This is a genomic window from Streptomyces caelestis, assembly GCF_014205255.1.
Classification (GTDB): domain Bacteria; phylum Actinomycetota; class Actinomycetes; order Streptomycetales; family Streptomycetaceae; genus Streptomyces; species Streptomyces caelestis.
The window spans coordinates 1,110,039-1,135,424 of sequence record NZ_JACHNE010000001.1 but is presented as its reverse complement, the minus strand read 5'-3'; the positions used below and the strand labels follow the sequence as shown (position 1 = coordinate 1,135,424).

Sequence of the window (25,386 nt, the reverse complement as noted above, 5' to 3'; positions counted from 1 at the left end):
GCACACGGGGATGCACACCGGAGGGCATCCCACGGGCGACGGGCCGACAGGCGGCACGGGCGGCCGACCAGCGAGGAGGCGACGACATGGCAGGGCCGGAACATACGGAGACCGCCGCGCGGCAGCCCGTGGCCGTACTCGACACCCCGCTGACCCGAAGGCTGGATGTCATCGGAACCGGGGCCTACGTCGTGGACGAGGAGGGCCGCATCCTCGCGGTCAACGCCCGCGCCCGGGACGTACTGGCCCGGTCCACCGAGGAACTGCTCGGTCATGACGCGCACGACCTGCTGCACCGGGACGCCCATGGGCAGCCGCTGACCAGGACCCGGTGCGGCATGCGACAGGCCTTCCACGCCGGGCGGACCGCCCAGGCCGAGCTGGACTACTTCGCACGCGGAGACGGTTCCGTGCTGCCCATCGCCTGGCTCATCACCCCGTACGACATCGGCGGGGACGGAGCCGGGACGCTCGTGCTCTTCCACGCCGTCGACCACGCGCCCGAAACCGGCGCGCGGCCGGAGCCGACGAGCAGACCGCTGCCCGAGCTGGAACGGCTGGCCCTGCTGGCCGAGGTCACGACGCGGCTGACCTCCACGCTCGACGTCGACGAGGCGCTGGAACGCCTGGTGAGCCTGGTCGTGCCCCGGCTGGCGGACTGGGTGATCGTCGACCTGATCACCGAGCGCGACGAAGTCTGGCGTACCGCGGTCGTCCACGCCGACGGCGGCACTCCGGTGCACCGGGACGACCTTCAGGGCCCGATGCCGCCCGTCCCGGAGGCGTCCCCGATGCCCCTGTCGAGAGCCCTGCGCGGCGTGGCCTCGACGGTGGCCGGGCCCGGCACCTACCAGCGGGAACCGGATTCCGGCATCGCGGTCGAGCAGCGCCGGCTCTTCGACACCACGGGGATGCACTCGGCGGCCATCGCGCCCATCCGCAGCACCCGCGCGGTCCTGGGGGCCCTGACCCTCGGCCGGGCCGAGGACCCGGTCGCCTTCACTCCCGCCGACCTTCCGCTGGTCGAGGACATCGCCCGCCGGGCCGGCCTCGCCCTGGACAACGCCCGCCTGTACCAGCGCCAGCGCAAGGTCGCCGAGACCATGCAGAACCATCTGCTGCCCCAGATGCCGGGGGTCGCGGGCCTCCAGATGACCGTCCGCTACCTGCCCGCGCCCGACGCCTCACAGGTCGGCGGCGACTGGTACGACGCCTTCCCCATGTCCGACGGATCCACGGCCCTGGCCGTCGGGGACGTCGTCGGGCACGACCTGGAGGCGGCGGCCGGTATGGCGCAGGTGCGCAACATGCTCCGCGCCTACGCCTGGTCCCAGAACGAACCGCCCAGCCGGATCGTCACACGGCTCGACGAAGCGCTCCAGCACATCACGGACGTCGACATGGCCACGCTGGTCTTCGCCCGGATCGAAGCGGCGGACGACGACGGTCACTGGCAGCTGTCCTGGACCAACGCGGGCCACCCGCCGCCCCTGCTGATCAGCCACGACGGTCTGGCGCGCTACCTCACCGACGGACACGGCATCCTCCTGGGCGCCGGTGCCGGTGCCGGTGCCGGCACCCCGCGCCCCGACGCCACGACCCTGATCCCGCCCGGATCCACCCTCGTGCTGTACACCGACGGTCTGATCGAAGCACCCGGCCACAGCCTCGACGAGGGCCTGGACCGACTGCGCCGGCACGCCGCCGCCCTCGTGCACCGCCCCCTCGCCTCCTTCACCGACCACCTGCTGCGCCGCGTCCGCCCCGCCGACAACGAGGACGACGTCGCCCTCCTGGCCCTGCGCACCCCTTCCGCCGCGGCACGAGCAGACGACCGGTGACCCGACGGCGGATCCTCAGGGTTCGATGGCAGGCACCGCAACGGGACGGAGCACCGTCAGGGACTCTTCCCGGCAAGCCTTCATCGCAAAGGAGAACCGGTCGATCTCCAGGCAGAGATCGACGTCGTCCGGGTGGAATCCGCTGCGCAGCCCGCCGGCGAGTTCTGCCGCGGCACGAGAAGTCCTCGCGCGGTGGAGATACGGGGCCGCCTCGACATCGTCTCCGGCCATGCATCGGCCAATGTATTGGGCGCAGGCCAGATCCTCGTCGGCCTGGCCTCCCTCGCCGGTGACGACGAACGTCACCGGACCGCAATCCCTCGTCTGCAGGAACCGCGCGGTCGGGCCGGCCACCACGAAGCTCGCGCACAAGACCAGCGGCGTGTCCGCGACGGCCAGCGCGCCCACGGTTCCCGCCGTCGTCTTCTGCACCAGCGTGCGACCAGCGAAATCGCGTGACCTGAGCAAGCCGGGTGAGTTCACCGCGTCGAAACCCGGTGCCGGAGCTCCGTCCTTCAGGGCCAGCCAACCCGGGCGGCTCTCCTTCAGGGCAAGTGCCTCACTCTCCGTCGAGGCCAGGACGATCTTCTCGACGCCACGCGAGAAGGCCCAGGCGGCCACGGTGAAGGCGCGCATGACGTCGATGACGACTGCGACACGGGGAACGCCGGTCAACTCCGGGATGCCCACGAAGTGATGATCCATCGCGCCATTCTGAGCCCTCTGGATCATCCGAAGCGATCGATTTTCCGGCGAGGACATCACTCGGCCTCCTCACCAGGAGACTCAGGCGGTGGCCCGGGGGCCGGCCGGGCTGAGGTAGTACACGGCGGTCTGTGCGGCATGCGGGGCGAGCAGGCCCTGCAACTCCTCCGCCGCGACCTTGAGGAGGGCGCCGTCGCGGGTGGCGTGGAGGGTTTCGAGGACGAAGGCGACGTGGGCGGAGTCCTCGGTGACGCGGGTGCGGTGGGCGTCGCGGTGGTTCCAGTGGCGGGTCAGGACGCCGGTGGCGTCCGCGTAGATGATCTCGCCGGGCTTGGGGTGCTCGACGGTGCCGGGTTCGCCGAGCGGGGTGAAGGACTCGGTGCCGTCCGCGTAACGGATGGCGACGTCCCCGGCCACCCGGGACAGGTCGAAGGCGCCGGCGGGCAGGCCGTGGCGGGCGGAGACGGCGTTGTAGGAGTCGACGGCCGGGTTGATGCGCGGCAGTGTTCCCTTCTTGGCGAGGCGGCGGCCGAGCGCGTCGACGCTGGGGCGGATGCGGCGGGGGTTGGTGCCGAAGGAGCGGTAGGCGGTGTGCCAGGCCTCGATGCGCGGATCGGTCTCGTCGGCGGGATGCCAGGTGCCGTCGGAGAGCTGCTGCTCCATTTCCTCCACGGCGGTGGTGGTGTGCGGCCAGGGTTCGCGGCCGCGCAGGCCGGTGGCGGTGACCAGGGCGATGAGGCTGTCGGGGAAGGCCTCCGCGACGGCGGGGGTGAGGTGGAAGGTGGGCACGGCGGGTTTCCGTTTCTCGCGTCGGGGCGGGCCTTGGTTCGGTCGTGGACAGGGTGGGGCTGCTCAGGTCAGGGCGAGGAGGCTGACCGCGACGGCGGCGGCGCCCAGGCCGACGAGCTGGCCGCGGTGGATCCGTTCGGCGAGCACGCCGCGGGCGAGCAGGACCGTACCGGCCGGGTAGAGGGCGGTGATCACGGCGACGACGGCGAGGTCCCCGCTGCGGGCGGCCAGCAGGAAGAGCAGGTTCGCCACGGAGTCCAGCGCACCCGCGGCTGCCGACATGGCGTACGCGGGCCGCTCGGTGCCCAGCCTGCGGTGCATCAGCCCCGCCGCGGCCAGGGTGACGGCCGAGGCGACCGTCCGGCCGACGATCAGCGGGGCGACCCCGCTGTCGGACGGCGCCTGGTGAAGACAGACCAGCTGAAGGGCGATGGCGGCGCCGGCGCCGAACGCCAGCAGCAGCGCCGTGCGGGAGGGGCGCGCCGAGCCCGCGCCGTGGCCGGCGCTGACCAGCACGACCGCCACCAGCGCGAGCGGCAGTCCCACCACTCCCGCGGCGGCCAGGTGCTCGCCCTGCACCAGGCCGACACCGACGGGCAGTACGGCGGAGACCAGGGCGGTGACGGGCGACAGCACGTTCATCGGACCGATCGCCAGCGTGCGGTAGAGCAGGGCGAACGCGGCGGCGGAGGCGACCCCGGACGCGACACCCCAGCCAAGGGCGCCGGCGCTGAACGAGGCGCCGAGCACCGGCCACAGCAACAGCTCGACCGCGAGGCTCGCCGGGGCCGCGATCATCACCGTGCGCAGCACATGAGCCTTACGGGCGCCGAGGCCGCCGAGGAAATCGGCGCATCCGTAGGCGAGCGAGCTGCCCAGGGCAAGCAGCAGAGCGATCACAGGAACATCCCTTACCATTCAGTGGAACGACCAGACCGTACAACAGAACGACCGGCCGATGTCAACCAAACGACCGGGCGGTACAGTCGAATGTTCCAGCTGCAAGGATGGTGATCAGGTGACCGAGACGGCCGCAGCCCTGCGGACGGTCGCGCACAACGTCCGGGCGGCCCGCATCCGCGCGGGCCTCACGCTGGAGGAACTCAGCCGGCGCGCCCAGGTCAGCAAGGGTGCCCTGGTGGGACTGGAGAAAGCCCAGGGCAACCCCAACCTGGCCACCCTGGTCCGACTGGCCGACACCCTCGGCATCTCGGTGTCCGCCCTGATGCAGGGGTCGCCCGCAGGCCGTGTCCGCGTCGTGTCCGCCGACGCCGTGGCCCCCCTGTGGACCGGAGAGCGGGGTAGCGAGGCCCGGCTGATGCTGACGACGTCAGGGCCGGCGCCGGTCGAGGTCTGGCGCTGGCGGCTGGAACCGGACGAGGAGTACCCCAGCCATCCCCACCAGGGCGGAGTCGTGGAAACCGTCAGCGTCACCTCCGGCCGGATGACCCTGGTCGTCGACGGCGCCGAGCACGCCGTCGAGGCGGGCCAGACCGCCACGTTCGACGGCGACACCCCGCACACCTATCGCGGCTCGGGTACCGAAACCTGCCACCTGATCATGACGGTCCAGCTGCCACCCGGCCCCGCCCCGGCGAGCTGACCCGCAGGAGCGGCCTGCTGATCTCGGGGCTGAGGGGGTAATCGGGTTGGGCCTGGCCATCGCCCGCACCTTCGGTTCCCGGGGCCACGTCGCCCTGATCTCCCGCAACCGCGCCAAGCTCGACGATCTCGTCGGCACGCTGACCGCCGAGGGCGTCACCGCCGCCGCGTTCCCTGCGGACGTCCTCGACCGCGACGCACTCACCCAGGCGCTCAAGGACGCCGCCATGCGGTTCGGTGGAATCGACGTACTGGAGTACTCCCCGGTGGGTACGTTCGGCATCACCCCGCTGACCGCTCCGGCCGGTACCGAGCCGTCTCATGTGGAGTACGAGATGAACTTCCAGCTGTACGGCGCCATCGCCGCCACACAGGCGGTGCTGCCCGCCATGCGGGAGGCCGGCTCAGGCACCCTGCTCTACACCACCGGCGCCGGATCCATCTGGCCCGACCCGAGGGTCGCCAACGTCAACGCCGCCGCCGCGGCCCTGCGCAACTGGGCGATGAACCTGCACAAGGAGCTGGCCGAGGCCGGCACCGGCATCCAGGCCGCGCACGTCGGCATCGACGCGTCGATCGGCGTCTCCGTCATCCCCGGCGTGGAGGCGGCCAAGCCCGAGCGGATCTCCCCTCTCTACTGGGAACTGCACACGACCAGGCGCGACCAGGCCGAGCTCGTCTTCAAGCTCTGACCCCACACCGGCTCTCTCGCCGAGCCCTGACCGCGCCGCGGCGCGATCCCCGCTCAGAGTCCGCGAACCTCATCCGTCACTCGGGTTTCAGGCACCGGCGTTTCGGCCAACTCAAGCCGCCCGAGGGCGGCCTCAGTACCGCGTCCACCCGTTCGAGCCCTTGCTGCGTCTGGGGGCGCACGCGTCCGGAATCGATCGCGTTCGATTCCCGTGCTGCGTCGTTAGGCCGTGCACCGCCGAGCCATCCAGGTGCGGCACGACCCGAGGAGCGATGCAGGTGACGGACACCGATGCCTCGACCGACAACGCGCAGACACCGCCCCCTCCACCCCCGGCCACCATCACCTTCGAGGGCAAGTTCGGCAAGAACCCGCTGGCAGACGCCGGCTTCACGGCGATGTGCCGGCGTCTGCCCTCGGTGCTCGGGCATACGGCCCGGATGGCGTGGGCCGTCGACAGGACCGGCGTGGTGCTGCTCCTCGCCTGCCAGTTGCTGACCGGCGGCGCAGCCGCCGTCGTCCTCGCGTTCACCGCACAGGCGATGACCCACATCCTCGGCACCGGCAGCGTGTCCGAACGCCTGCACGCCGCGCTGCCCGCCCTGATCGTCGTGACGACGGCCGCGGCCGTCGGCCGGATCAGCGGCGCCCTGTCCTCGTACGCCGACGGACGGATCACCCCGCTGCTGACGACCCGAGCGGACATCGCGCTCGTGACCGCCGTGTGCCGCGTGGAGTCGTGCGCCTACGGCGAGGACGGATTCGCCGACCGGCAGGAGGCCGCCGAAATCGGCGTCACCCGGACCCGGCTGATGGTGCAGGACGCCCAGCGGTTCATGTCGGCCCTCATCCGCATGATTGCCGCGAGCGGTGTCGTCACGACGCTGCACCCGCTGCTGCTGCCCCTGCTCCTGCTGGCTGTTCTCCCCGCTGGCGCCGGAGCCGTCCTGTCGGCACGCGTCGACTACGAGACCCACTACCTCAACCTCGGCGACCGCAACGTGCGCTCCATGATGCGCTGGTGGGCCACCTACTCCCGCTTCGGCGACGAGGTCCGCGCCAACGGCATGACCGGCTACCTCACATATTGGTACCGCGCCCTGTCCAACCGGATCGACCAGCGAACCCTGACCGCTGCCCCGCGCATGCTGCGCATCACGCTCTGCACCAGCGCCCTGGGCGGGATCTTTCTGCTGTGCACCTGGGCCACGCTGGCCTGGCTGGCCGCCACCGGCCGCATCGCCCTGCCCGTCGCGGCCACCGCCGTGGTCGCCGTCCAAACCACACTGGCCGCGCTCTCCCAGTTCGTCATCCACGGCGCCGCGATGTTCCACACCTCGCTCTACCTCGCCGACATGCGGTCCTTCCTCGACATGGCGAGTGAACGCGCCCCCAGGCGCGGGGACCTGGCCCTCCCCGAACGAGTGGACCAGATTCGCCTCGACGAGGTCGTCTACCAGTACCCGGGCAAGGAGGAACCCGCCGTCGCGGGCGTATCGCTCACACTGCGGCGCGGCGAGATCCTGGCCGTCGTCGGCGAGAACGGCTCGGGCAAGTCGACCCTGACCAAACTCATCACCGGCATCCTGCTCGCCGACAAGGGCCGCGTCCTGTGGGACGACACCGACCTCGCCCAGGCCGACCCCGACGCCGTGTGGAAACGCACCGCGCTCGTCCCGCAGAACTTCGCCGCTTGGCCCCTGCGCGCCCGCGAGAACATCACCCTCGGCCAGCCACGGACGATCGACGACGGGCCGGTGTGGGACGTCGTCGACGCCGTCGGCATGCGCGAGGCGATCGAGAAACTGCCCCGGCAGCTCGACACCCTCCTCGCCAAAGAACTCTGGGGCGGCGCCGAGCTGTCGGGCGGGCAGTGGCAACGCCTCGCGTGCGGCCGCGCGCTGTACCGGCAGACCCCGCTCCTGATCCTGGACGAACCGACCTCGCAGATGGATGCCCGTGGCGAGCACGCCATCTTCCTGGAGATCAAGCGGATCGCCGCCGAGCGCATGACGATCGTCGTCACCCATCAACTCGAGAACACGAAGCTCGCCGACCGCATCCTCGTCATGGACCAGGGCCACGTCATCGAACAGGGCACGTACGACGACCTGGCGAACGCCGGGGGACTCTTCGCGGAACTCGTCTCCCTGTCCCAGGACCGGTGACGCACCATGAACCCCGCGACCTGACCCGCCCTCCTCGTCGTCGACGGCAACGGCACCACCGGGCCCGCGAACGCTTGAGCCGGTTTCCGACAAGTAGAGGGTGAGACCGCCGACCGGCGGTCGGCCGACAGAGGTCCTGAGACGGAGGTCCGGTGACCAAGGACCTGAACGACAAACATGTGCCGACGCCTGCGGTGCTGGACCCGGCAGCCTTCGAGCCGCTGGTCGAGCACCATTCGGTGGGCCTGCACGGCTACTTCGCCCGCCGCGCGCCGTCAGCCGCCGACGATCTGCTCGCCGAGCTGTGGCTCCAGGCGTACGCGACGCGCCACGGTTTCGATCCCGCCCGGGGGTCCGTACGGGCCTGGCTGTTCGGCGTGGCCAGAAACGTCCTGTCCGCGCACTGGCGGCGGCTCGCGGAACCCCGGCCGCCGGGCTCGGCGGGATCGAGCGGCGCGGACGATCCGTGGGAGGCGGTCGACGACCGGCTCGTCGCCGCCGCGATGGCCCCGCGACTGCGCGCGATCATCGCCGAACTACCTTCAGACGAACGTGAGTTGCTGCTCCTGGTCGCCTGGGAGCAGCTGACGCCGAGCGAGGCGGCGGCCGTGGTCGGTATACCCGCCGCGACGGCTCGGACTCGACTGCACCGCGCCCGCAACCGCATGCGCTCCGGCGCCTCCTTCGATCTAACAGGTGGCCCCACGTGACGGACACAGAAGGAGTGAACGGCATGAACAGCAAGAACGGACATCACCGGATGGACGGGACGGGCAGCATGAACGAACGCGATGACATTCTCGACTTCCCCGGCGCCGACGAACTGACAGCGGCCGGAGCCGTGGCTCCGCCCCCGGCGGAACGAATCACCGCCGTACGCGACCTGATGGCGCGCCTCGCGGAGCGCGAGACCACGAGCACGCGCGCCGCCCTGGCGCATGACGCCGTGCTGCCGCCCGCCGTGGCGCGACCGGACGGTCCGACGGCGTACCCGGCCCCTCCGCGGACGCCACGGGTCATCGGCGGCGCAGCGCACGGGCCGGACGGGGAGAAACAGTCGGGGACCAGGAACCGGCGAAGCCGCGGCCCGCGCCGTCGGCGGTTGCTGGTCGCGGGCGCGGCGGTGGCGGTGCTCGCCGCGGGCGCGGTCGCGTATCCGGTGCTGGACGTGGGAGGCAAGCCCGCGTCCACGGCCTCGGCGGCCACCCGGTTCCTGAACGAGATGGCGGAGGTCTCGACAGAGGCCCCGGCGCCCCAGGGCAAGTACTGGATGTCCCACTACTGGGCGAAGGACGGCCGGGCCACGGCCACGGTGACCGTCTACAGTGACCGGTCGGGCACCACCTGGATTCGGCACCCCAGCGGCAAGGTGACCGTGTCGGGCCACAACACAGCCGACTGGCCCGTGGGCGAGCGACGGCTGTCCTGGACCGAATTCGACCGGCTGCCCACCGACCCGGCAGCGCTGAAGGCCCACTTCTCCAAGGACGCCGCACAGCGGTTCGGCGAGATCATGTCGCTGCTCGCGGAGTCCCCCGCGAGTCCCCGGCTGCGCTCCGCGCTGTTCCAGATCGTCGCGGACACCCCGGGCGTGACCATGACCCAGAACGTCAAGGACAGCCAGGGCCGTCCGGGCACGGTGATCAACCTCCCCCGCAAGGTGGAGATTCCCAAGGAGAAACTGGGGGCGGAGCACGCCGCCGCTTCCCTCACCTACGTGCACGGCCCCTACTACTTCATCGACCCCGAAACCAGCCGCGTACTGGAGCAGACCAGCGAACTCGGCGCCACCCCGCTCATCCGCACGACCTACCTCAAGGTCGGCTGGACCGACCGCATCGGCTGACCCGGCACCCCTGCTTGTCAGAGGTGGCTGGCCACGCCCGCCAGCGGGTCACTTCGATGACCTGTCAACCATGCTTACACTTTCTCCATGGGAGAGACGGTGCGGTGGCTGACGCCGGAGGAACAGCACGCGTGGCGGAGCTTCGTCCGGCTGCACGAGAAGCTCGGGGGCCGTTTGTCGCGGTTGCTGCAGAAGGAGTCGAAGGTGTCGGCAGCCGACTTCGCGGTGCTGGTCCAGCTGACGGACGTACCGGAGGGGCGGCAGCGCTATCAGGATCTGGCGCGTGCGCTGGAGTGGGAGAAGAGCAGGATGTCCCACCACATCGCGCGGATGGCCGGCCGTGGGCTGGTGGTGCGGGAGGACTGTCCCGACGACGGCCGCGGCGCCTTCGTGGTGATCACGGAGGCGGGGCGCGCGGCGATCGAGGCCGCTGCCCCGCTCCATGTCGAGGCGGTACGGGAACTGTTCCTCGACCATGTCACGCCGGCGGAACTGCGCGTGCTGGCCGACATCTCCGAACGCGTCGTGAGCAAGCTGGACGAGGGCGCGTCCTGACCGAGCGGGACGCACGGCGCGGGTGGTGTGATGCGTGGCCCGCCCGGGAGTGCTGCGCCCACCGAGTGCGGGCCACGGGCGACCGGCCGTCGCCGCCCGGCCGCTCACCGGCGGCGGTGGGGTACGTGGGCCTTTCTGTCCTACGCCTCGCGTAGCGCCGGCACCGGATGCCTGCTCATGATCGAGACCTGGTTGAACGCGTTGATGGTGATCGCCACCCAGGTCGCGGCGGAGATCTGGTCGTCGGTGAGAACCTGCCGGGCGGCCTCGTAGGCGGACGCCTGCGCCTCGGCGTTCGCCGGGTCGATCGTCGCCTCGGCCAGTGCGAGCGCCGCGCGCTCCGTGTGGGTGAACATGTCGGTGTCCCGCCAGGCCGTCAGCACTCCCAGTCGCCGTGCCGACTCGCCCCCGCGCAGAGCCGCCTTGGTGTGCAGGCCCAGGCAGTAGGCGCAGCCGTTGATCTGGGACACCCGGAGGTTGATCAGCTCCACGGTCGTGCGGTCGAATCCCGCGCGGCCACGGCACGGACCGCCTCGGACGTCTGCCGGAGGGCGTGGAAGGCCTTGGGGCTCTGCTTGTCGAGGAAGATCCTCCGCGGCGCGGATCCGGGGGCGGGGCTGGTCACTGTGGGCTCCTTCAGAGGGGCGCTCCGGTCCGCGGGTGGGATGCGTATGGCTGTCGGCCGACACTCGTGACATCATAGTTGATGTAACAACTAGAGTAGGTGGAAGGTGGTCCCGGTGAGCAATGTGGAAACCGAGCCTGCGGAGCTGAGGTGCGGAGCCCTGCTCGACGGCGGGCAGGGGACCGAAGCTCCCCGAATCGAGGTGCTGTCGGCGCGGGAGGTGCCCCTGGGCGGTCCGCGGGCGATGCGCGTGCGGCGGACGCTGCCCCAGCGGAGCCGGACACTGATCGGCGCCTGGTGCTTCGCGGACCACTACGGCCCGACCGACGTCCCCGCGACCGGCGGCATGGACGTCGCGCCGCATCCGCACACCGGGCTCCAGACGGTGAGTTGGCTGTTCAGCGGGGAGGTCGAGCACCGCGACAGTCTCGGCACCGTCGCGCTGATCCGGCCCGGCGAGATGAACCTCATGACGGGCGGGTACGGGATCGCCCATGCGGAGGTGTCCACGCCGCGCACCACCGTCCTCCACGGTGTCCAGCTGTGGGTGGCGCTGCCCGAGGAGCACCGCGACGCCGATCGGGGCTTCCAGCACCACGTACCCGAACCCGTGCGGGTCGACGGAGCCGAGATCAGGGTGTTCCTGGGCTCGCTCGCCGGAAGCGCGTCCCCGGTGCGGACCTTCACGCCCCTGGTCGGTGCCGAGATCACCCTCGAACCCCGTGCGGCGCTCGCCCTCGCCGTCGACACCGCCTTCGAGCACGGCCTTCTCGTGGACAGCGGGGACGTCCGTCTGGCCGACACCGTGCTGCGCCCGGCCGAACTCGGCTACGTGCCCTGCGACGCCGACGCCCTGACCATGGTGAACGAGTCGGACGGTCCGGCGCGGGTGATCCTGCTCGGAGGCCCTCCTTTCGAGGAGGAGATCGTCATGTGGTGGAACTTCATCGGCCGCAGCCACCAGGACATCGTCCGGGCCCGAGAGGACTGGGAGGCGTCCTCGGACCGTTTCGGCGCCGTCGAGGGATATCCAGGTGACCGCCTTCCCGCACCCGCCCTGCCGAACGCCGTCATCACCCCACGCCGGAACCCCTCACGCCGCTGACCTCCTGCGAAAGGCGCAAGTTCCTCGAAAGTTCGGCGGCATCTGGTGGGACCCGGACACCGCCGACGCCACGGGTGACGACAACACCGCCTCCTGAGGCGAGGAGGAGTGGCAGCGGCGCTTCGCCGGCCTGATCGGCGTCCTGCGGGACGAGCCCGGCAATTGTCCGGCTACTGCTACACCCAGCTCACCGACGTCTTCCAGGAGCAGAACGGCGTCTACCGCTTCGACCGCACCGACAAGCTCGACGTCGACCGCGTCAGGGCCGCCCAGCAGCGGCCGGCCGCGATCGAGACGCGGCTGGGGCGCGACCGGTCTCGGTAGGGGCGTCCGCATGATCCCGAGATGTAGTCGGGCGCCTCAGGCCCGGGCGACAGAGCAGTACACGACCGGACACCTCTGCCACGAAGCCCGTCGCCCGAGGCCGGAGGCTCCGCCTCGAACGCGCGCGCCTACGAGCCGCGCTTGCCGCTGATCACGTCGATCAGTTCTTCCTTGCGGGAGTCCACCGGGCTCGGCGGTCTCACTGCGATCCGAACGCCACCGTCGTCGTGACCCGGGTGACAGCGGGGTCCCTCGGCGCCGAACCGAACCCGAAGCGCACGGGCGGCCCGACCGGTGCCATAGCTCCAAGGTGCGCGCCGTCGAGGGCCGCCGACACCACACGGATCGGCAGCAGGTCCCGGGCGCCGTACCACTCGCGGCGGCCCCCGCCGGCAGTGCCGCGGGTGCGCACGCCGGGCAGCAGCAGACGGGCGGGCCGGTCCGTCAGCGCGCACCACGCCGGACGGCGGGCGAGCGCACCGGGAACGGCCCGCAGCACAAGGCCCACCAGCCGTCGCCGGCCGGTGACGAAGCGCAGGTCGAGTGGTCCGGCGGCGACGGTCCAGGTGTCGTCCGTGATGCTCACGTCGACGGGGACGACACGTACCGTGTCGAAGACGTAGGTGCCGCTGATGAAGTCCGCCGTCTCCCGTGTGGGGGCGAGCAGCAGCCTCTCCCCGTCGGCCCGTTCCAGCATCACGTCGCTGAACGGTCCGAAGGGTGACCGTTGCCAGTGTCCGAGCACGAGGCGTGTGCCGGAGGAGGTGCCCATACCGGCGATCCAGCCGTCGAAGCGCACCCGCGGGCGTCGCGTGATTCCGCGGCGCACCCGGGGACCTGTCGGGGAGTCAGGAAGGCTGGGTGACACACCCTCGGACACATGGCCTGGAGGGCCCCAGCCGTACATGCCTCACTCCTTCCGAGAAGTGCGCCACGGGCTCGCCGAGGGGAGCCTCCCCGAGGCCCGCCGCGGTGGTGAGGGTCTCCTCCAGTACGTCGACGGTGGCGTCGGACAGCGGCCACGGCTCGTGCTCGACGGGCGTCTCCCAGAGCATCCCCAGCCGTCGGGTGTACGCCCGCCAGCGCGAGATCAGCCACACGTCCCGCTCCGTCGGCTCGATCGGGTCGCCCGGGCGGACAACCAGGCGGTAGGAGGCGTCGCCGATCCACCGGGAGCCGGAGTACGAGACGGCGTCCCCGTTCGTGGAGACGTCGAGGGTGCCCGGGTTGTACGGCGCTCCGATGGCGCGGGCCGCCAGCATCAGGGGGAAGGCGACCTCGATGGACAGGAACCAGAGCCCGTCCCGTCCGTCACGGTGCCGGACGTACGTCCGCAGGTTCGTCTCCGCGAACGTCGGGAGCCCGGGCAGCGCGGCAGGGACGCCGGGAGGGCGCACGTCCGCCATGACGAAGGGCGTGAGCCCCACCCAGGCCGCCCCCTCGTACTCGTCGACGACAAGTTCCTCCGGCACCAGCGCCTGGACCGCCTCCGGCGGAAAGGGCCAGTGGACGAACGTCTGCGTCACCCAACCCGCGCGCAACGCGGGCAGGCGCACCCGCTGCTCCGCCCCATACGCCACCACGGGCGCCGAGTTTCCGCACACGGTCGGCGGAAACACTCTGTGCTAGCGTTACGCGTTTGCAGCGTCGCTGTGTCGGTCTCCGTTCGGTGTCTCTGGCTGGTGGCCGCGTCCCTGCCGCGCCTTCCTCGGTACGGTCCCTTCGGAGGAAGGCTCTCTGTGAGCGAATCAGCACGTGCCGATGCCCAGCAGCAGGACGATGTGTCCGAGGCGTCGGGCGCCGCTTCGGCGGTGCCCACGGCGGCTTCCTTCGCGCAGCTCGGGCTGCCGGCCGAAATTCTGCGGGCGCTCGATGAGCACGGTGTGACTGTGCCCTTCCCCATCCAGGCGGCGGCGCTGCCGAACGCGCTCGCGGGACGGGACGTCCTGGGCCGGGGCCGCACCGGATCCGGCAAGACGCTCGCCTTCGGCCTGGGGATGCTCGCCCGGACGGCCGGGCAGCGCGCGCAGCCGAAAGAGCCGCTGGCGCTCGTCCTGGTGCCTACCAGGGAGCTGGCGCAGCAGGTCGGTGAGGCGCTCACCCCGTACGTCGAGGCGCTACGGCTGCGGCTCGCGACCGTGGTGGGCGGAGTGTCCATCGGACGGCAGGCCGCCGTGCTGCGGGATGGCGCCGAGATCGTCGTCGCCACGCCCGGTCGGCTGCACGACCTCATCGAGCGCAAGGGCTGCCGACTGGGACGGGTGCGCATCGCGGTCCTGGACGAGGCCGACCAGATGTGTGACATGGGGTTCTTTCCGCAGGTCACCAAGATCCTGGACCAGGTGCGTCCCGACGGGCAGCGGATGCTGTTCTCCGCCACCCTCGACCGCGACGTCGACCAGCTGGTGCAGCGCTACCTGCGCGACCCCGCCATTCACTCCGTGGACCCCTCGTCCAGCGCCGTCTCCGCGATCGAGCACCACGTCTTCGTCGTGCACGGCCCGGACCGGTACGCCGTGACCACGGAGATCGCCGCTCGGGACGGCCGCGTCCTGCTGTTCCTGGACACCAAGCACGGCGTCGACCAGCTCACGCGGCATCTGCGGGCCAGCGGCGTGGCAGCCGCCGCCCTGCACAGCGGGAAGTCCCAGCCGCAGCGCACCCGGAGCCTGGCCCAGTTCAAGAACGGGCAGGTCACCGCGCTGGTGGCGACGAACGTCGCCGCACGCGGCCTGCACGTCGACGACCTCGACCTTGTGGTCAACGTCGACCCGGCCACCGACCCGAAGGACTATCTGCACCGCGCAGGCCGCACGGCCCGGGCCGGCCGCTCCGGCACCGTCGTGACGCTCGTCCTGTCGGCGCAGCGCCGCGAGACGAGCCAGGTCATGGCGGACGCCGATGTCGCCCCCAAGGTCACCAAAGTGCGGTCCGGCGAGGCGGAGCTGAGCCGGATCACCGGCGCCAAGGCTCCCTCCGGCAAGCTGCTTGACGGCGGGCCGGCTGTACCGCGCCCCAAGAACCACAACGCCCCGTTCCGCGGCCTGGGCAGCACCAAGGACGCCGAGGGCGGTTCCGGCGGCAGGTCATCCCGCAAGAGCAGCGAGGCCCGCAAGCTCGCGGAGGCCCGCAAAGCGGCCCGAGTGCGGCGCGGCGGCTGAGACCGGCTTCCCGGACTGCCGGGCGGTGTCTTCGCCGTCCTTGGCCCGCGGCGTTGTTGACGCGGCTGACGGGCGGGTGTCCGCGGTGTGGCGGCGGTGGCGGTTGTAGGTGACGATCAGCGGGACCAGTGCGGTGACCACGGCGCCGGTGCCGTTGATGCCCCGGTGATCTCGTGGTGCGTGTACCGCCGTGGCGGCGTTGATGTCGGCGGACGTCGCCGATTGGTTGTCGATGATGTCCTGCCACCAGCGCGCAGGCGCACGCCGCCGGCGTGCGGATCACCGGCGGCCCCAGCCTGCCGGCTCCACGCAGAGCAGGGCGTGGTCCGCCGACTGAAACCGCTGGTCGCGGGGCTGGAGTGAGCGAGGCGTCGGTGCTCGCGCAGGTCGTGGACGGTTTCCAAGCATGGTGATCGTCTGGCAATGAACGGGAGGCCGTCCACGCCGTTGCGGCGCCCGTTCTATTGACGATCGGGGCGGGACTTCCACTGGTTTCCGCTGCGGAACATCGCTCTGGCCTCGATTCCCGTCGGCTTCCTCCTCGGCTGGGCGGGCAGTCGGCCGGGCCGTCGATCATCCGGCCTGCGGGGTGAAGCAGCGGCGTCCTGCCGACGCACACTGCGACTGGGTGGGTGGGGTCTGGCTGGTGGTCACCTGCGTGTAGTCGGCCACGGTAGGCCGTACTCGCGGATAGGCGGCCTGGTAGGCCGCGCTCGTCGCGGGGACGGCGCCCGCCGCCGCGAGGCTGAGGGTTCCCACCCCCGCGAGTAGCCACCGTCTGATGGTGCGTGCCATCAGAGTCCTTCCTTGAGTTCGAAAGGGGACTTGCGCGTCCGCCACCTCAGGTGGGGGGTGGGTACAGGGGGTGCGGACGTGGCGAGGCTAGCCCTCGCGGTTGCCCGCCCGACACATTTGTCCCGTCAACAATGATCAAAGAATGGCCCTTGCCGAACCGGTCGAGCGGGGGCCCGCACCGATGTGATGCTCCCCACGAGCCCGGTATGAAAGGTGACGATCGGGCAAGGCTCACGCGCATGCCGCACATGCACAACCCTCGGCAGGTGACGTGATGGCGGCGGCGACCGGGGCACCCCGGACGCTGCCCGCCACAGCGACCGCGGTCGAGACCGCTTCCACAACTCCGGTGCCTTCACTGCCGTCGCTCACGGGACTGCGATGGATGGCGGCGGTGCTGGTCTTCGGGCTGCATGTGCGCAACTTCGGATACTTCGGGGGTACCGGCGGGCGTATCGCGACGTGGGGGTTCGGGGCCGGGGCTACCGGGGTGTCGTTCTTTTTCATCCTCTCCGGCTTCGTCCTGATGTGGTCCGCACGGCCGGGCGACCGAGCACCGGCGTTCTGGTGGCGGCGTATCGCCCGGATCTATCCGGTCCACCTCGTCACCGCCGCGATCGCGCTGCTCATGGGCCTCGCCCTGGCCCATCAGGCGAAGCCCAGCCTGTATCAGGCCGTGGCCAATGTGCTGCTGTTGCATACCTGGTGGCGCCCCTGGTGGCAGACGCTGGATCCCGTCAGCTGGTCGCTTGCCTGCGAGGCATTCTTCTATGCCGTCTTTCCGCTGCTGGCTCTCTGGCTGCGCCGCCTGGGAGCCCGGGGATCGGCCGTCCTGGCCGGTCTGTCGGTGCTGTCGGTGCTGGTGCTGGCCTGGTCGGACGCGCACCACTGGCTGGGCCAGCCGCTCTACTCCTTCCCGGCCGCCCGCCTCCCCGAGTTCGTCCTCGGTGCCGCTGTCGCCCGTATGGTCAGTCTCGGGCAATGGCGCGGGCCCAGCCTGGGGGCCTCACTCGCCCTGGCGATCATCGGCTACTTCCTCGTCCCCCAAGTCCCCGCCGGGTACCCGGCCACCACCTGCACCCTCATCGGCTTCACTCTGCTCATCCCGGCGGCGGCCGTCGCCGACCTACGTGGCCTCCCCTCGCTGTGGCGGCACCGAAGGCTGGTGCGGCTGGGTGAACTCTCCTTCGTCTTCTACATGATCCATCTACTTGTGCTGCGGATCGGTACCAACCTCCTCGGCAACTCTCCGCACTTCGGTGTGCTGTCCGCGCTGACCGCCACCGTCGTCGCGTTCTCCGTGGCGCTGGGGTTGTCCTGGGCCTTGTACGAGGGCCTGGAACGCCCGGCCAGACGACTGCTGCTGCGCCGCATCCGTTTCTAGGACCGACGTGCTGCACCGGACGGTGCGCGAGGCCCTGCGGCGGTGCGCGCCGGTTTCCCCGGGCCCGGGGAGCGGTGGCCATGAGACGGGGTCGGCCTTCGTGCGGTGCTGGTCGGGCTCGGGGCGGTAGGTACCGCTACAGGCGGCGGACGGCGCGGAAGCCGCGGGTGGAAGTCGGTGCCGTCGAGCAGGGCGTGGCCGGCGAGGTCACCCATGGTGGGGCCGTTGGCGGCGGAGCGGCTCGAGTAGAAGCGGGGGCGGCCCGCGTTGTCGAGGCCCAGGTACATCCCGCAGTGGTCGGTGAGGTTCGGGTCGTTCTTGATGATGGCGAAGAAGACGAGATCGCCGGGTTGCAGCACGACGAGGTCGGTGGGCTGCCGGCCCTTGTCGGGGATGAGCGGTTTCCCGGGGCCGTAGGCGGCGCCTGCCTGATCAGCTCCAGACTGCGGGTGACGGAGCCGGTCTCGTCGTGGTTCACCGGGTACAGCACGGTGCGGCGGTCGCCGCCCGCCAACCGTTCGGCGAGTCGCGCCAGTTCGCGCAGCGGCCGTACCACCACGATGTGCACCCAGCTCAGGCAGGCCACCCTCACCGCCAGCCCCAGCAGCCCGGTCAGCATGGTCATCCGCTCGGCCCGGAAGGCCGGCAGCCGCAGCGAGGCGGCCGGCTCGGAGGGGATGACCCGCCGGCCCAGCCCTGCGGCCGGGCCGGCCGCGGCCAGTGGCGCGGCGGCGGCCACGGACATCGCCCGCGAGACGCCCGAGGAGGTCAGACCGCGCTGGTCGGGGTGCCGGCGGTGCCGGGCGCCCGGGTGCGGTCGGCGAGCCGCGCGAGCCGTGGGCCGGACAGCGGCTGGAACGCCCGGCAGCCCACGTCGGCGGCCAGGGCCTCGGGATCCGCCGCCTGCGCACCTCATCCTGAGACGTTCTGGAGGGGCCGGCGCCGGAGCCCCAGGTCATCGGTGTGGTGATGGCCCGCCACCGTTCCCTTGCTTGCCGCCTCCCGGGCCGAGGAGACCTCCAGTCAGGCCGGGACCGGTCGGCGAGGGGGAGGGTGTGGGTGCGGTGGGGGAGGTGCACCCGCCAGGGATGTCGCTGCACGGCGTGACGGACGGGGACGGGGACGGTGCCGGTGTGGTGGGTGAGGGGGTGCTCGAGGGCGACTCGGCTGGGGATGCCGAGGGAGTGGCGGACGGAGCACCGTTCTCGTTGGCTCCCTGTCCGAGTGGCGGTGCCGGAGGGAAGGACGTCACGGGCCGGCCCTGGAGGGCGGCGGACATGTAGCCGAGCCACACCTGGGTGGGCATGTCCGCGCCGAAGACCTTGCTGTAGCCGCCGACTCCGGACATGGACCGCAGGCCCGAGTTGCCGGAGCCCTCCTTGAACATGGTGACCGCCGTGGACAGCTGCGGGGTGTAGCCGATGAACCAGGCGGACTTGTAGTCGTCCGTGGTGCCGGTCTTGCCTGCGGCGGGCCGTCCGAGGGCCGAGGCGTTGGTGCCGGTGCCGTGCTCGACCACGTCCCGCAGCACGTCGGTGACGGTGTCGGCGGTCGAGGCGGGCATGGCCCGGGTGCCGGCGGGCGGGGTGAAACCCGGAAGTTGCCGCCCGCCGTCGAGGACCTCGGTGACCGAGTAGGGCTCGTGGTGGACCCCGTCCGCGGCGAAGGTGCCGTAGGCGTCGGCCATGCGGATGGCCGACGGGGTGGAGGTGCCGATGTAGAAGCCGGCGGTGTCGTACTGGAGGCTGCTGCGCAGCAGGCCGGCCGCCAGCGCCTCGTTCTCCACGGTGTCGTACCCGACGTACTCGCCCAGTTGGACGTACGGGGTGTTGACCGACTGCTCCATTGCCTTGCGCAGGGTGATGTAACCCCACTTGGTGGAGACGTCGTTCTGCTGATGGAGCAGCCCGGTGGGGTCGCTGCCGTCCGGGAGGTACTGGCCCTGCTGGTTCTTGATCTCGATGCCGTTGTCGCCGTCGAACCTGCTCTCCGGCGTGATCGGCGACGGCGGCTGCCCGGGGGAGAGGACCGCGCCGTGGTCCAGGGCGGCGGCGAGATCGAAGGGCTTGAAGGTGGAACCGACCGGCACGCCGGAACTGTTGGCGTTGTCCGAGTAGTGGCCCTTGTTCCAGCCGTCGCCGCCGTACAGGGCCACGATCGCTCCGGTGGCCGGGTCGACGGAGGCGGCACCGACCTGCACGTTCCGGTCCGCCGGTCGGTGCCGCGGGTCCAGGTGCTGCCCCCGCATCCTGGCCACCGAGGCGCTCAGTTCGGAGACCTGGTGCCTGTCGAACGTGGTGTGGATCTGGTAGCCGCCCTGGTTCAGCTGCTGGTCGCTGATGGACGAGTGCTGCTCGACGTACTGCTCGGCGATCTGTACCAGGTAGCCGACCTGCCCGCTCATCGAGCCGGAGCGGGACATCGGTTTCGGCACCGGGAAGCCCGCCCGCAGATACCGCTGTTCCTGTGTGGGGCTCAACTTCCCGATGGCGGCCATCCGGTTCAGCACGTACTTCCAGCGGGCGGTGGCCTGGGGGCGGGCCTGCGGGTCGTCGGCGTTCATCATCACGCTCGGCTCGTTCACCGTGGCCGCCAGGAACGCTCCCTGGCTGACGTTCAGCCTCTCCACGGGAAGGTGGTAGTACGCCTGGGCGGCGGCCTCGATGCCGTAGGCCCCGCGGCCGTAGTAGTTGCTGTTCAGATAGCCTTGAAGAATCTGCTGCTTGCTGAGCTTCGCTCCGATCTTCAAAGAGATCATGATCTCCTTGAACTTGCGCGACAGGGTCTGGTCCTGGCTGAGGTAGGTGTTCTTCACGAACTGCTGCGTGATGGTCGACCCGGACTGCACCTGGCCGCCCTCCGCCATGTGGTACAGCGCCCGGAGGATGCCCTGGGGGTCGACGCCCGGATCGGTGTAGAAGGACGCGTTCTCCGCCGCGAGGAAGTCCCACTGCACATCGGACGGAACCTGCGACAGGCTCACGTTCTGCCGGTTCACCTGGCCCACGCTGGCCATCTGCGAGCCGTCCGACCAGTAGAACACGTTGTTCTGCAGCTGGGTGCTCGGATTGACGCTCGGAACGGACACCGTCGCATAGGCGAAGCCCACCGCGCCGAACGTGCCGCCGACGAGCAGCATGAGGACGGTCAACACCTGCTTCCAGGACGGCAGCCAGCGCCCCAGACCGCGCCTGTCGGCCCGTGGATAGTCGATCAGCCGTCGCTCCCCGGACGTCCCGCGCCGGGAGGAAGCGGCCGGACGCACGCCCGGGCCGTGTCTCTCCGTCGTCGTGCGCGACGAGCGCCGGTTCGCCGTCTGGGCGGCCCTGCGCATCTCCGCTCGGGTCATCCTGGGCTGTCCGCCCGCAGGTCCCTTTCGCGAAGGGGTCCCGCTACGGTAATCGCTCATCCTTGTTGCCTTCAGTGAGATACGCATGCCGGAGTCGGTCGTAAGAGGCGTGACCGTGCGTGCGGGTGAGAAGGCTCCGCCTTACCGGAAGTGTCGGACTGTCAGTCCCGCACAGTGGTAGCAGGTGAACGGCCCACCGCTTTTGCTTCTGTGTCGGTTCAAGGGACCGGCGTCAAGCTGAGCATAAGTGGACCATGCCAGGCGGAGACGGCTATTTGGCGCCCTGTTGACCGCTCCATCGATGTGAAATGGCCTCCGGCTGACCGACTCGATACTTCGGCTGCGCCGGGGGCTTGACGCCTTGTGCCGCAAGGCCGACGGGAGCGCCGTCGCCGCGAAGACGGTGAAGCGAAAGAAGGCGGCCGTCAATGAGGTCTTCGGCGTCGCCGTCGAGAAAGGGTACTTCGGGCAGAACCCGCTTGCCGACCTCCGATGGACTGTGCCCGAAGTTGCCGATGAGGTCGATCCCGAATGTGTGCCGAACCCCGCTCAGGTCGCCCGTCTGCTCGCTGCGGTCAAGGCCCTTCCCGGGCGAGGACCGCATTTGTACGCCTTCTTCGGCTGCATGTACTACGCCGCGATGCGCCCTGCCGAAGTCATCCACCTGCAGAAGTCCCAATGCCGCATCCCTGCCACTGGGTGGGGGCCGCTGAACCTGAAGGGCGGGGTTGTGATGGCCGGCAAGGAGTGGACCGACGACGGTGCCGTCCACGAGGTCCAATCCCTGAAACGGCGCGCGGCCAAGGCCACACGACCGGTTCCCATTCCCCCTGTCCTCGTCCGCATGCCGCGCGAACACATAGAGCGCTTCGGTGTGACACCGGATGGGCGAGTGTTTCATAACGCGGCCGGGAACCACATCGACGCCTCGGCGTACGGCATCACGTGGCTCCGAGCACGAGACACAGCGCTCACTTTGGACGAGCTTGCCCTTGAACTGGCGGTACGGCCATACGACCTGCGCCATGCAGGCATCTCCTTCTGGCCGGCGTCTGGGGCCGACCCGGCCGAGTGCGCGCGGAGAGCAGGGCAGAACATCCAGGTTCTCTTCCGCTGCTACGCCAAGTTCCTCGCCGAGGCACGTCATCACGCGAACCGTCTTGTTGAGGACTCCATGCGGCGGTGGGACGAGCACGAGGATGCGGCAGCGGGTGTCTCGCCCGCGCTTGGCCCGGAAATGCCCCGGAACAGCTGGTCAGAGGTGGGACACCGGTGGCAGATATCGGGACTGAGGTCATGTTTCGACTCGCCGCTTAGATGTGCGCCGCGGAGGGCGCCTGACGTGCTTCCGGCCAGGTCAGGCGCCATTTTTCTGCGCCTAGAAGAAGCCCAGCTTCTTCGGTGAGTAGCTCACCAGCAGGTTCTTCGTCTGCCGGTGGTACACGCTCACCGTCGCCTCTGACCTGCGGCAAAGAGTGGAATCATCTGCTTCTGAGCTGATCTGGTCCGCACCTGGTCCGGATCTTGATGTGTGATCTGTGGTGTTGGGGTGGGTTGCACTGGGAGGCGAGGACGGCAATGAGCAGAGGCCCGACGATGTACAGGAGTCCCTGCGCGCTGGTGTCGTGGTCGAGCGCGGCGTGCCGAAGGCGGGCGTCGAGCAGCACCGCTCGGCCACAGCGCCCGCAGCCCGGCCTCCAGGGACGGAGTGGTCAGGCCGCTAGCGACGATGATGGCCGTGGCCAGGCGAACCTCGACATCACCTGACTGTGTGACCCGAGCCTCGACGATGTCGACAGTCTTCCCGCTCCTGAGGTTCTGGTGGCTGAGATCGTCGAGGACCTCCAGTCTGCTCTCTCGGAGTTCGCTGCGATTGCCGAGACGCTGGAGCAGGCCAAGGCTGATCGCCAGCCTTATGGCGCACCCGGGTCGGAGAGCAAAGAGAACGAGTAGCCCGAGATGCGGTCGCGCTTGGCACGGGGACCGAAAGGGTGCAGGGGACTTGCCAACTGTCCCCCACCCCAGGGCCCTTGTCAGTGCTTCGGTCTAGCCTTCGGCCATGCGACCGCCTCTCGAAAACGTTCTCCGCAATGCGCTTGTACAGAACCTGGAGCTGATCGAGCCGGGGCTCCGGCCGGTTCAGTTCGAGGAGTACCCGCTGCCCAACGCACACGGCACCAGGGGCAGCATCGACATCCTGGCCCGTGATCGCCATCAGATGTGGGTGGTCATCGAGCTGAAGCGGTCCCGGTCCAGCGCGCGGCAAGCCCTGCACGAGGTCAACAAGTACACCGAGCTTCTCTGCCGGGAGAAGAACCTCGCGCCGGACCGCATTCGTGCGGTGATCGTCGCCATGCCGGATGACTGGGAGGAACTCCTGATCGCCGTCAGTCATGCCGCGCGTGACTGGAGTCATGATCTTCGCGGATACCGACTGCTCTTGGACAACAACGGCACCCCCATCGGGACTGAGCGGGTGGAACTCCTGCCCCGGGCGTTTGAACCCCGCATCACCCCCATCCACAACCTGTTCTTCTTCGCCACGGAGGAACAGCGGGAGCAGGGCTGGAGGATCATCAGCAAGGTCGCGGACGAGCTTGGGTCGCTCGACCTGTTGGCGGCGGATCTGGACCGCGTAGCGGAGAAGCACTACATCCCTGCGCCTTTCGGCCTTTACCTGGCGATCGGCCGAGTGAACGAGGAATTCGCCGCAGTTGATCTCCTGGGTGGTTACGACGGGCCTGAGCCGTTCGCCGACGAGCACCAGGCGGAGTACCTGGCCCTCTGCGAGATCTGCAACCGTCTTGCGCGCAGCAAGCTGCACGGAATGAACATGGAGTCCGCACGGCCAGGGCTGTTGAAGAATCTCCGTGACGACCCCAACTGGGTGATTCAAGGCTTCCGAGGTACCGGCGCCTACGACGTCACAGCCGCCTTCGAAGAGCAGGACCTGTTCCGCTTCCTTACCGGGGACGAACGAGGAGACAGTCAGATCCTGTACACGGGCACCGCCAGTCCGCAGGTAGCCAGCCGTTGGAAGGCGTTCCGGCAGGAGGCTCGGCAGAGCCTGGCCGGCAACCACGAGTGGGATTCGCTGGTGGCCGGTTGGCTCGACGAAGTGGGCCCGAAGGTTGGTGAGGGAGACGTCGGACTGCACGTCTACAACCCCTGTGACCTCCTGCAAACAATCACCCATAGGTGGCCAGACAGCCTGGAGAATCTCCTGCCCATGGTCATGGGCGAAGCCGTACCCCGCCACGGCCTATGCCACTCGGTACGTGGCGCCCTGTGTTGGAACGGCCGAGGCATGTCGTTGCCCGATGCGGTACGGCTCGTGTACCGCGATCCGCTGTTCCTGATGAGCAACATGTACGCGGGGGCCGTGTGGGAACGTGACCGAGAGCTCTTGGATCTCCTGGGGCTGCACTACGTGCTCCTGGAGAAAATCGGACCCGTTGGGTCCGAGGCGACAGTGGCCGAAGAGCACCGCATCTGGATACATCAAGATCAGGGTGCTCGCGTCTACTCCTCGGACACGGATCCTCGCGGGTACGCACAGGCTTACGCAACCATTGCGGCTGATGGCGAGATCGTCTCGATCGGGCAGTACCTCAACAGGCATTCCCACGAGGTGGAGCTGGTGGCTCGGGAGTACCGCGCCTTCACTCATGTCGTCTAAGACGCCGTTTCTGATGGCGTGATCGTTCGTTGAGCGGTGCATGGCGGATCTGGTTGAGCGGTTGATTCCGGGCGAGTTGTGGATGTTGTTCCGGCGGATGGTCCCACCGACGGAGGTCATACGTCCGCAGGGTGGCGGGCAGCGTCGGGCTGGTGACCGCGAATGCCTGGCGGCGATCATCTTCGTGGCCGCCTCGGGCTGCACCTGGCGGCAGCTGCCACCTGTGTTCGGGCCGGCCTGGCCCACCGTCTACCGGCGCTTCGCCCGGTGGGGCCAGGCCCAGGTGTGGGCCAGGCTCCACCAGGTTGTCCTCGACCCGACCGAATCCGACCGACCGCGGCAAGAGCGGATCGAAGGTCCACCTCACCACCGACCGGAACGGCGTGCCACTGTCGCTGGGCATCTCCGGCGCGAACATGCATGACGCTCTCGGCCTGCAGCCACTCGTGCGTGGGATCCCACCCGTCCGCTCCCGCCGCGGACCGCGCCGCCGGCGCCTGCAACGCACGCAAGGGCATCGAGTCCTCCACCCGGCTCGGCCGACACCGCTGGGTCGTCGAGCGGACGGTGTCCTGGCTGGTCGGCTGCCGCCGCCTGCACCGCCGCTACGAACTCAAGGCCGAACACTTCCTCGCCCTCGTCGGCATAGCCGCAGCCCTCATCGCCCCGCCCACCGCCGACTCGCCAAGTGAAACGATGTCTGAGTCCCGCGGCGGGTCAGAGGTAATCGGGAGGGCACCCAGTTGATGCTGTAGGTCTTCCCGGAT

General features: G+C 69.9%; 21 protein-coding genes and 3 pseudogenes. 15 read left to right on the top strand and 9 right to left on the bottom strand.

Features of this window, described 5'->3' with window-relative positions; genetic code table 11:
• The first annotated feature begins 86 nt into the window (after positions 1-86).
• Entirely contained in the window at positions 87-1,841 is a 1,755-nt protein-coding gene (locus HDA41_RS05015; protein WP_184981081.1) for a SpoIIE family protein phosphatase, read from the top strand.
• 15 nt (positions 1,842-1,856) lie between these two features.
• Here HDA41_RS05015 and HDA41_RS05010 read toward each other — a convergent pair whose 3' ends face one another.
• The 3 genes from HDA41_RS05010 to HDA41_RS05000 form a co-directional block, all read right to left on the bottom strand.
• Positions 1,857-2,546, bottom strand: a complete 690-nt coding sequence (locus HDA41_RS05010) for a 2-phosphosulfolactate phosphatase (protein WP_184993152.1) — start codon at positions 2,544-2,546, stop codon at positions 1,857-1,859.
• A gap of 81 nt (positions 2,547-2,627) precedes the next feature.
• Positions 2,628-3,335: a B3/B4 domain-containing protein gene (locus tag HDA41_RS05005; protein ID WP_184981079.1), complete on the bottom strand. Its 708-nt coding sequence runs from the start codon at positions 3,333-3,335 to the stop codon at positions 2,628-2,630.
• A gap of 63 nt (positions 3,336-3,398) precedes the next feature.
• Entirely contained in the window at positions 3,399-4,235 is an 837-nt protein-coding gene (locus tag HDA41_RS05000; RefSeq protein ID WP_184981077.1) for an EamA family transporter, read from the bottom strand.
• 118 nt (positions 4,236-4,353) lie between these two features.
• Between HDA41_RS05000 and HDA41_RS04995 the strand changes: the two genes are divergently transcribed.
• From HDA41_RS04995 to HDA41_RS04970, 6 genes are all read left to right on the top strand, one after another.
• The gene (locus HDA41_RS04995; protein WP_184981074.1) at positions 4,354-4,938 is read left to right on the top strand and encodes a helix-turn-helix domain-containing protein; all 585 of its coding nucleotides are present in this window, start codon (positions 4,354-4,356) and stop codon (positions 4,936-4,938) included.
• A 46-nt stretch (positions 4,939-4,984) separates the two neighbouring features.
• Positions 4,985-5,629, top strand: coding sequence for an SDR family NAD(P)-dependent oxidoreductase (locus tag HDA41_RS04990; RefSeq protein WP_184981072.1), 645 nt, complete (start codon positions 4,985-4,987; stop codon positions 5,627-5,629).
• 271 nt (positions 5,630-5,900) lie between these two features.
• Positions 5,901-7,796: an ATP-binding cassette domain-containing protein gene (locus HDA41_RS04985; protein ID WP_184981070.1), complete on the top strand. Its 1,896-nt coding sequence runs from the start codon at positions 5,901-5,903 to the stop codon at positions 7,794-7,796.
• Positions 7,797-7,948: 152 nt separating this feature from the next.
• Positions 7,949-8,506 carry an RNA polymerase sigma factor gene (locus HDA41_RS04980; protein ID WP_230299638.1) on the top strand — a complete coding sequence of 186 codons (558 nt, stop codon included), beginning with the start codon at positions 7,949-7,951 and terminating at the stop codon, positions 8,504-8,506.
• A gap of 23 nt (positions 8,507-8,529) precedes the next feature.
• Positions 8,530-9,642, top strand: a complete 1,113-nt coding sequence (locus HDA41_RS04975) for a hypothetical protein (protein ID WP_184981068.1) — start codon at positions 8,530-8,532, stop codon at positions 9,640-9,642.
• 87 nt (positions 9,643-9,729) lie between these two features.
• Entirely contained in the window at positions 9,730-10,197 is a 468-nt protein-coding gene (locus HDA41_RS04970) for a MarR family winged helix-turn-helix transcriptional regulator (protein WP_184981065.1), read from the top strand.
• Between the two features lie 140 nt (positions 10,198-10,337).
• On the opposite strand, the pseudogene HDA41_RS04965 reads toward HDA41_RS04970, so the two are convergent.
• Positions 10,338-10,822, bottom strand: a pseudogene (locus HDA41_RS04965) (carboxymuconolactone decarboxylase family protein).
• Positions 10,823-10,937: 115 nt separating this feature from the next.
• Between HDA41_RS04965 and HDA41_RS04960 the strand changes: the two are divergent.
• Both HDA41_RS04960 and HDA41_RS04955 read left to right on the top strand, forming a co-directional pair.
• Positions 10,938-11,927 (top strand): pirin family protein, encoded by a 990-nt coding sequence (locus tag HDA41_RS04960; protein WP_184981063.1) that lies wholly within the window; start codon positions 10,938-10,940, stop codon positions 11,925-11,927.
• A pseudogene (locus HDA41_RS04955) lies at positions 11,893-12,251 on the top strand (hypothetical protein); the annotation flags it as partial. The gene HDA41_RS04960 and the pseudogene HDA41_RS04955, both read left to right, overlap by 35 nt.
• A 199-nt stretch (positions 12,252-12,450) precedes the next feature.
• On the opposite strand, the gene HDA41_RS04950 reads toward HDA41_RS04955, so the two are convergent.
• Positions 12,451-13,023: a hypothetical protein gene (locus tag HDA41_RS04950; RefSeq protein WP_221511836.1), complete on the bottom strand. Its 573-nt coding sequence runs from the start codon at positions 13,021-13,023 to the stop codon at positions 12,451-12,453.
• Between the two features lie 76 nt (positions 13,024-13,099).
• The gene (locus HDA41_RS04945) at positions 13,100-13,834 is read right to left on the bottom strand and encodes a YqjF family protein (RefSeq protein WP_184981061.1); all 735 of its coding nucleotides are present in this window, start codon (positions 13,832-13,834) and stop codon (positions 13,100-13,102) included.
• A 156-nt stretch (positions 13,835-13,990) separates the two neighbouring features.
• Here HDA41_RS04945 and HDA41_RS04940 point away from each other — a divergent pair, with 156 nt between their 5' ends.
• Positions 13,991-15,412, top strand: coding sequence for a DEAD/DEAH box helicase (locus tag HDA41_RS04940; protein WP_184981059.1), 1,422 nt, complete (start codon positions 13,991-13,993; stop codon positions 15,410-15,412).
• 573 nt (positions 15,413-15,985) lie between these two features.
• Here the strand turns inward: HDA41_RS04940 and HDA41_RS04935 are convergent.
• Positions 15,986-16,207, bottom strand: coding sequence for a hypothetical protein (locus HDA41_RS04935; RefSeq protein WP_184981056.1), 222 nt, complete (start codon positions 16,205-16,207; stop codon positions 15,986-15,988).
• Between the two features lie 274 nt (positions 16,208-16,481).
• On the opposite strand from HDA41_RS04935, the gene HDA41_RS04930 reads away from it, so the two are divergent.
• Positions 16,482-17,591: an acyltransferase family protein gene (locus HDA41_RS04930; protein ID WP_184981054.1), complete on the top strand. Its 1,110-nt coding sequence runs from the start codon at positions 16,482-16,484 to the stop codon at positions 17,589-17,591.
• Positions 17,592-17,727: 136 nt separating this feature from the next.
• Here the strand turns inward: HDA41_RS04930 and HDA41_RS42230 are convergent, their stop codons facing one another.
• Entirely contained in the window at positions 17,728-18,336 is a 609-nt protein-coding gene (locus tag HDA41_RS42230) for a HAMP domain-containing protein (protein ID WP_311772130.1), read from the bottom strand.
• A gap of 210 nt (positions 18,337-18,546) precedes the next feature.
• Positions 18,547-20,940, bottom strand: coding sequence for a transglycosylase domain-containing protein (locus HDA41_RS04920; RefSeq protein ID WP_184981050.1), 2,394 nt, complete (start codon positions 20,938-20,940; stop codon positions 18,547-18,549).
• A gap of 361 nt (positions 20,941-21,301) precedes the next feature.
• Here HDA41_RS04920 and HDA41_RS41015 point away from each other — a divergent pair, with 361 nt between their 5' ends.
• The 4 genes and pseudogenes from HDA41_RS41015 (at position 21,302) to HDA41_RS04900 (ending at position 25,366) form a co-directional block, all read left to right on the top strand.
• Positions 21,302-22,345, top strand: a complete 1,044-nt coding sequence (locus HDA41_RS41015; RefSeq protein ID WP_230299639.1) for a tyrosine-type recombinase/integrase — start codon at positions 21,302-21,304, stop codon at positions 22,343-22,345.
• A gap of 416 nt (positions 22,346-22,761) precedes the next feature.
• Positions 22,762-22,893 carry a hypothetical protein gene (locus HDA41_RS41010; RefSeq protein WP_260423313.1) on the top strand — a complete coding sequence of 44 codons (132 nt, stop codon included), beginning with the start codon at positions 22,762-22,764 and terminating at the stop codon, positions 22,891-22,893.
• A gap of 106 nt (positions 22,894-22,999) precedes the next feature.
• Positions 23,000-24,619 (top strand): endonuclease NucS domain-containing protein, encoded by a 1,620-nt coding sequence (locus tag HDA41_RS04905; protein WP_184981048.1) that lies wholly within the window; start codon positions 23,000-23,002, stop codon positions 24,617-24,619.
• Positions 24,620-24,668: 49 nt separating this feature from the next.
• Positions 24,669-25,366: pseudogene (locus HDA41_RS04900) on the top strand (transposase).
• Positions 25,367-25,386 lie beyond the last annotated feature (20 nt).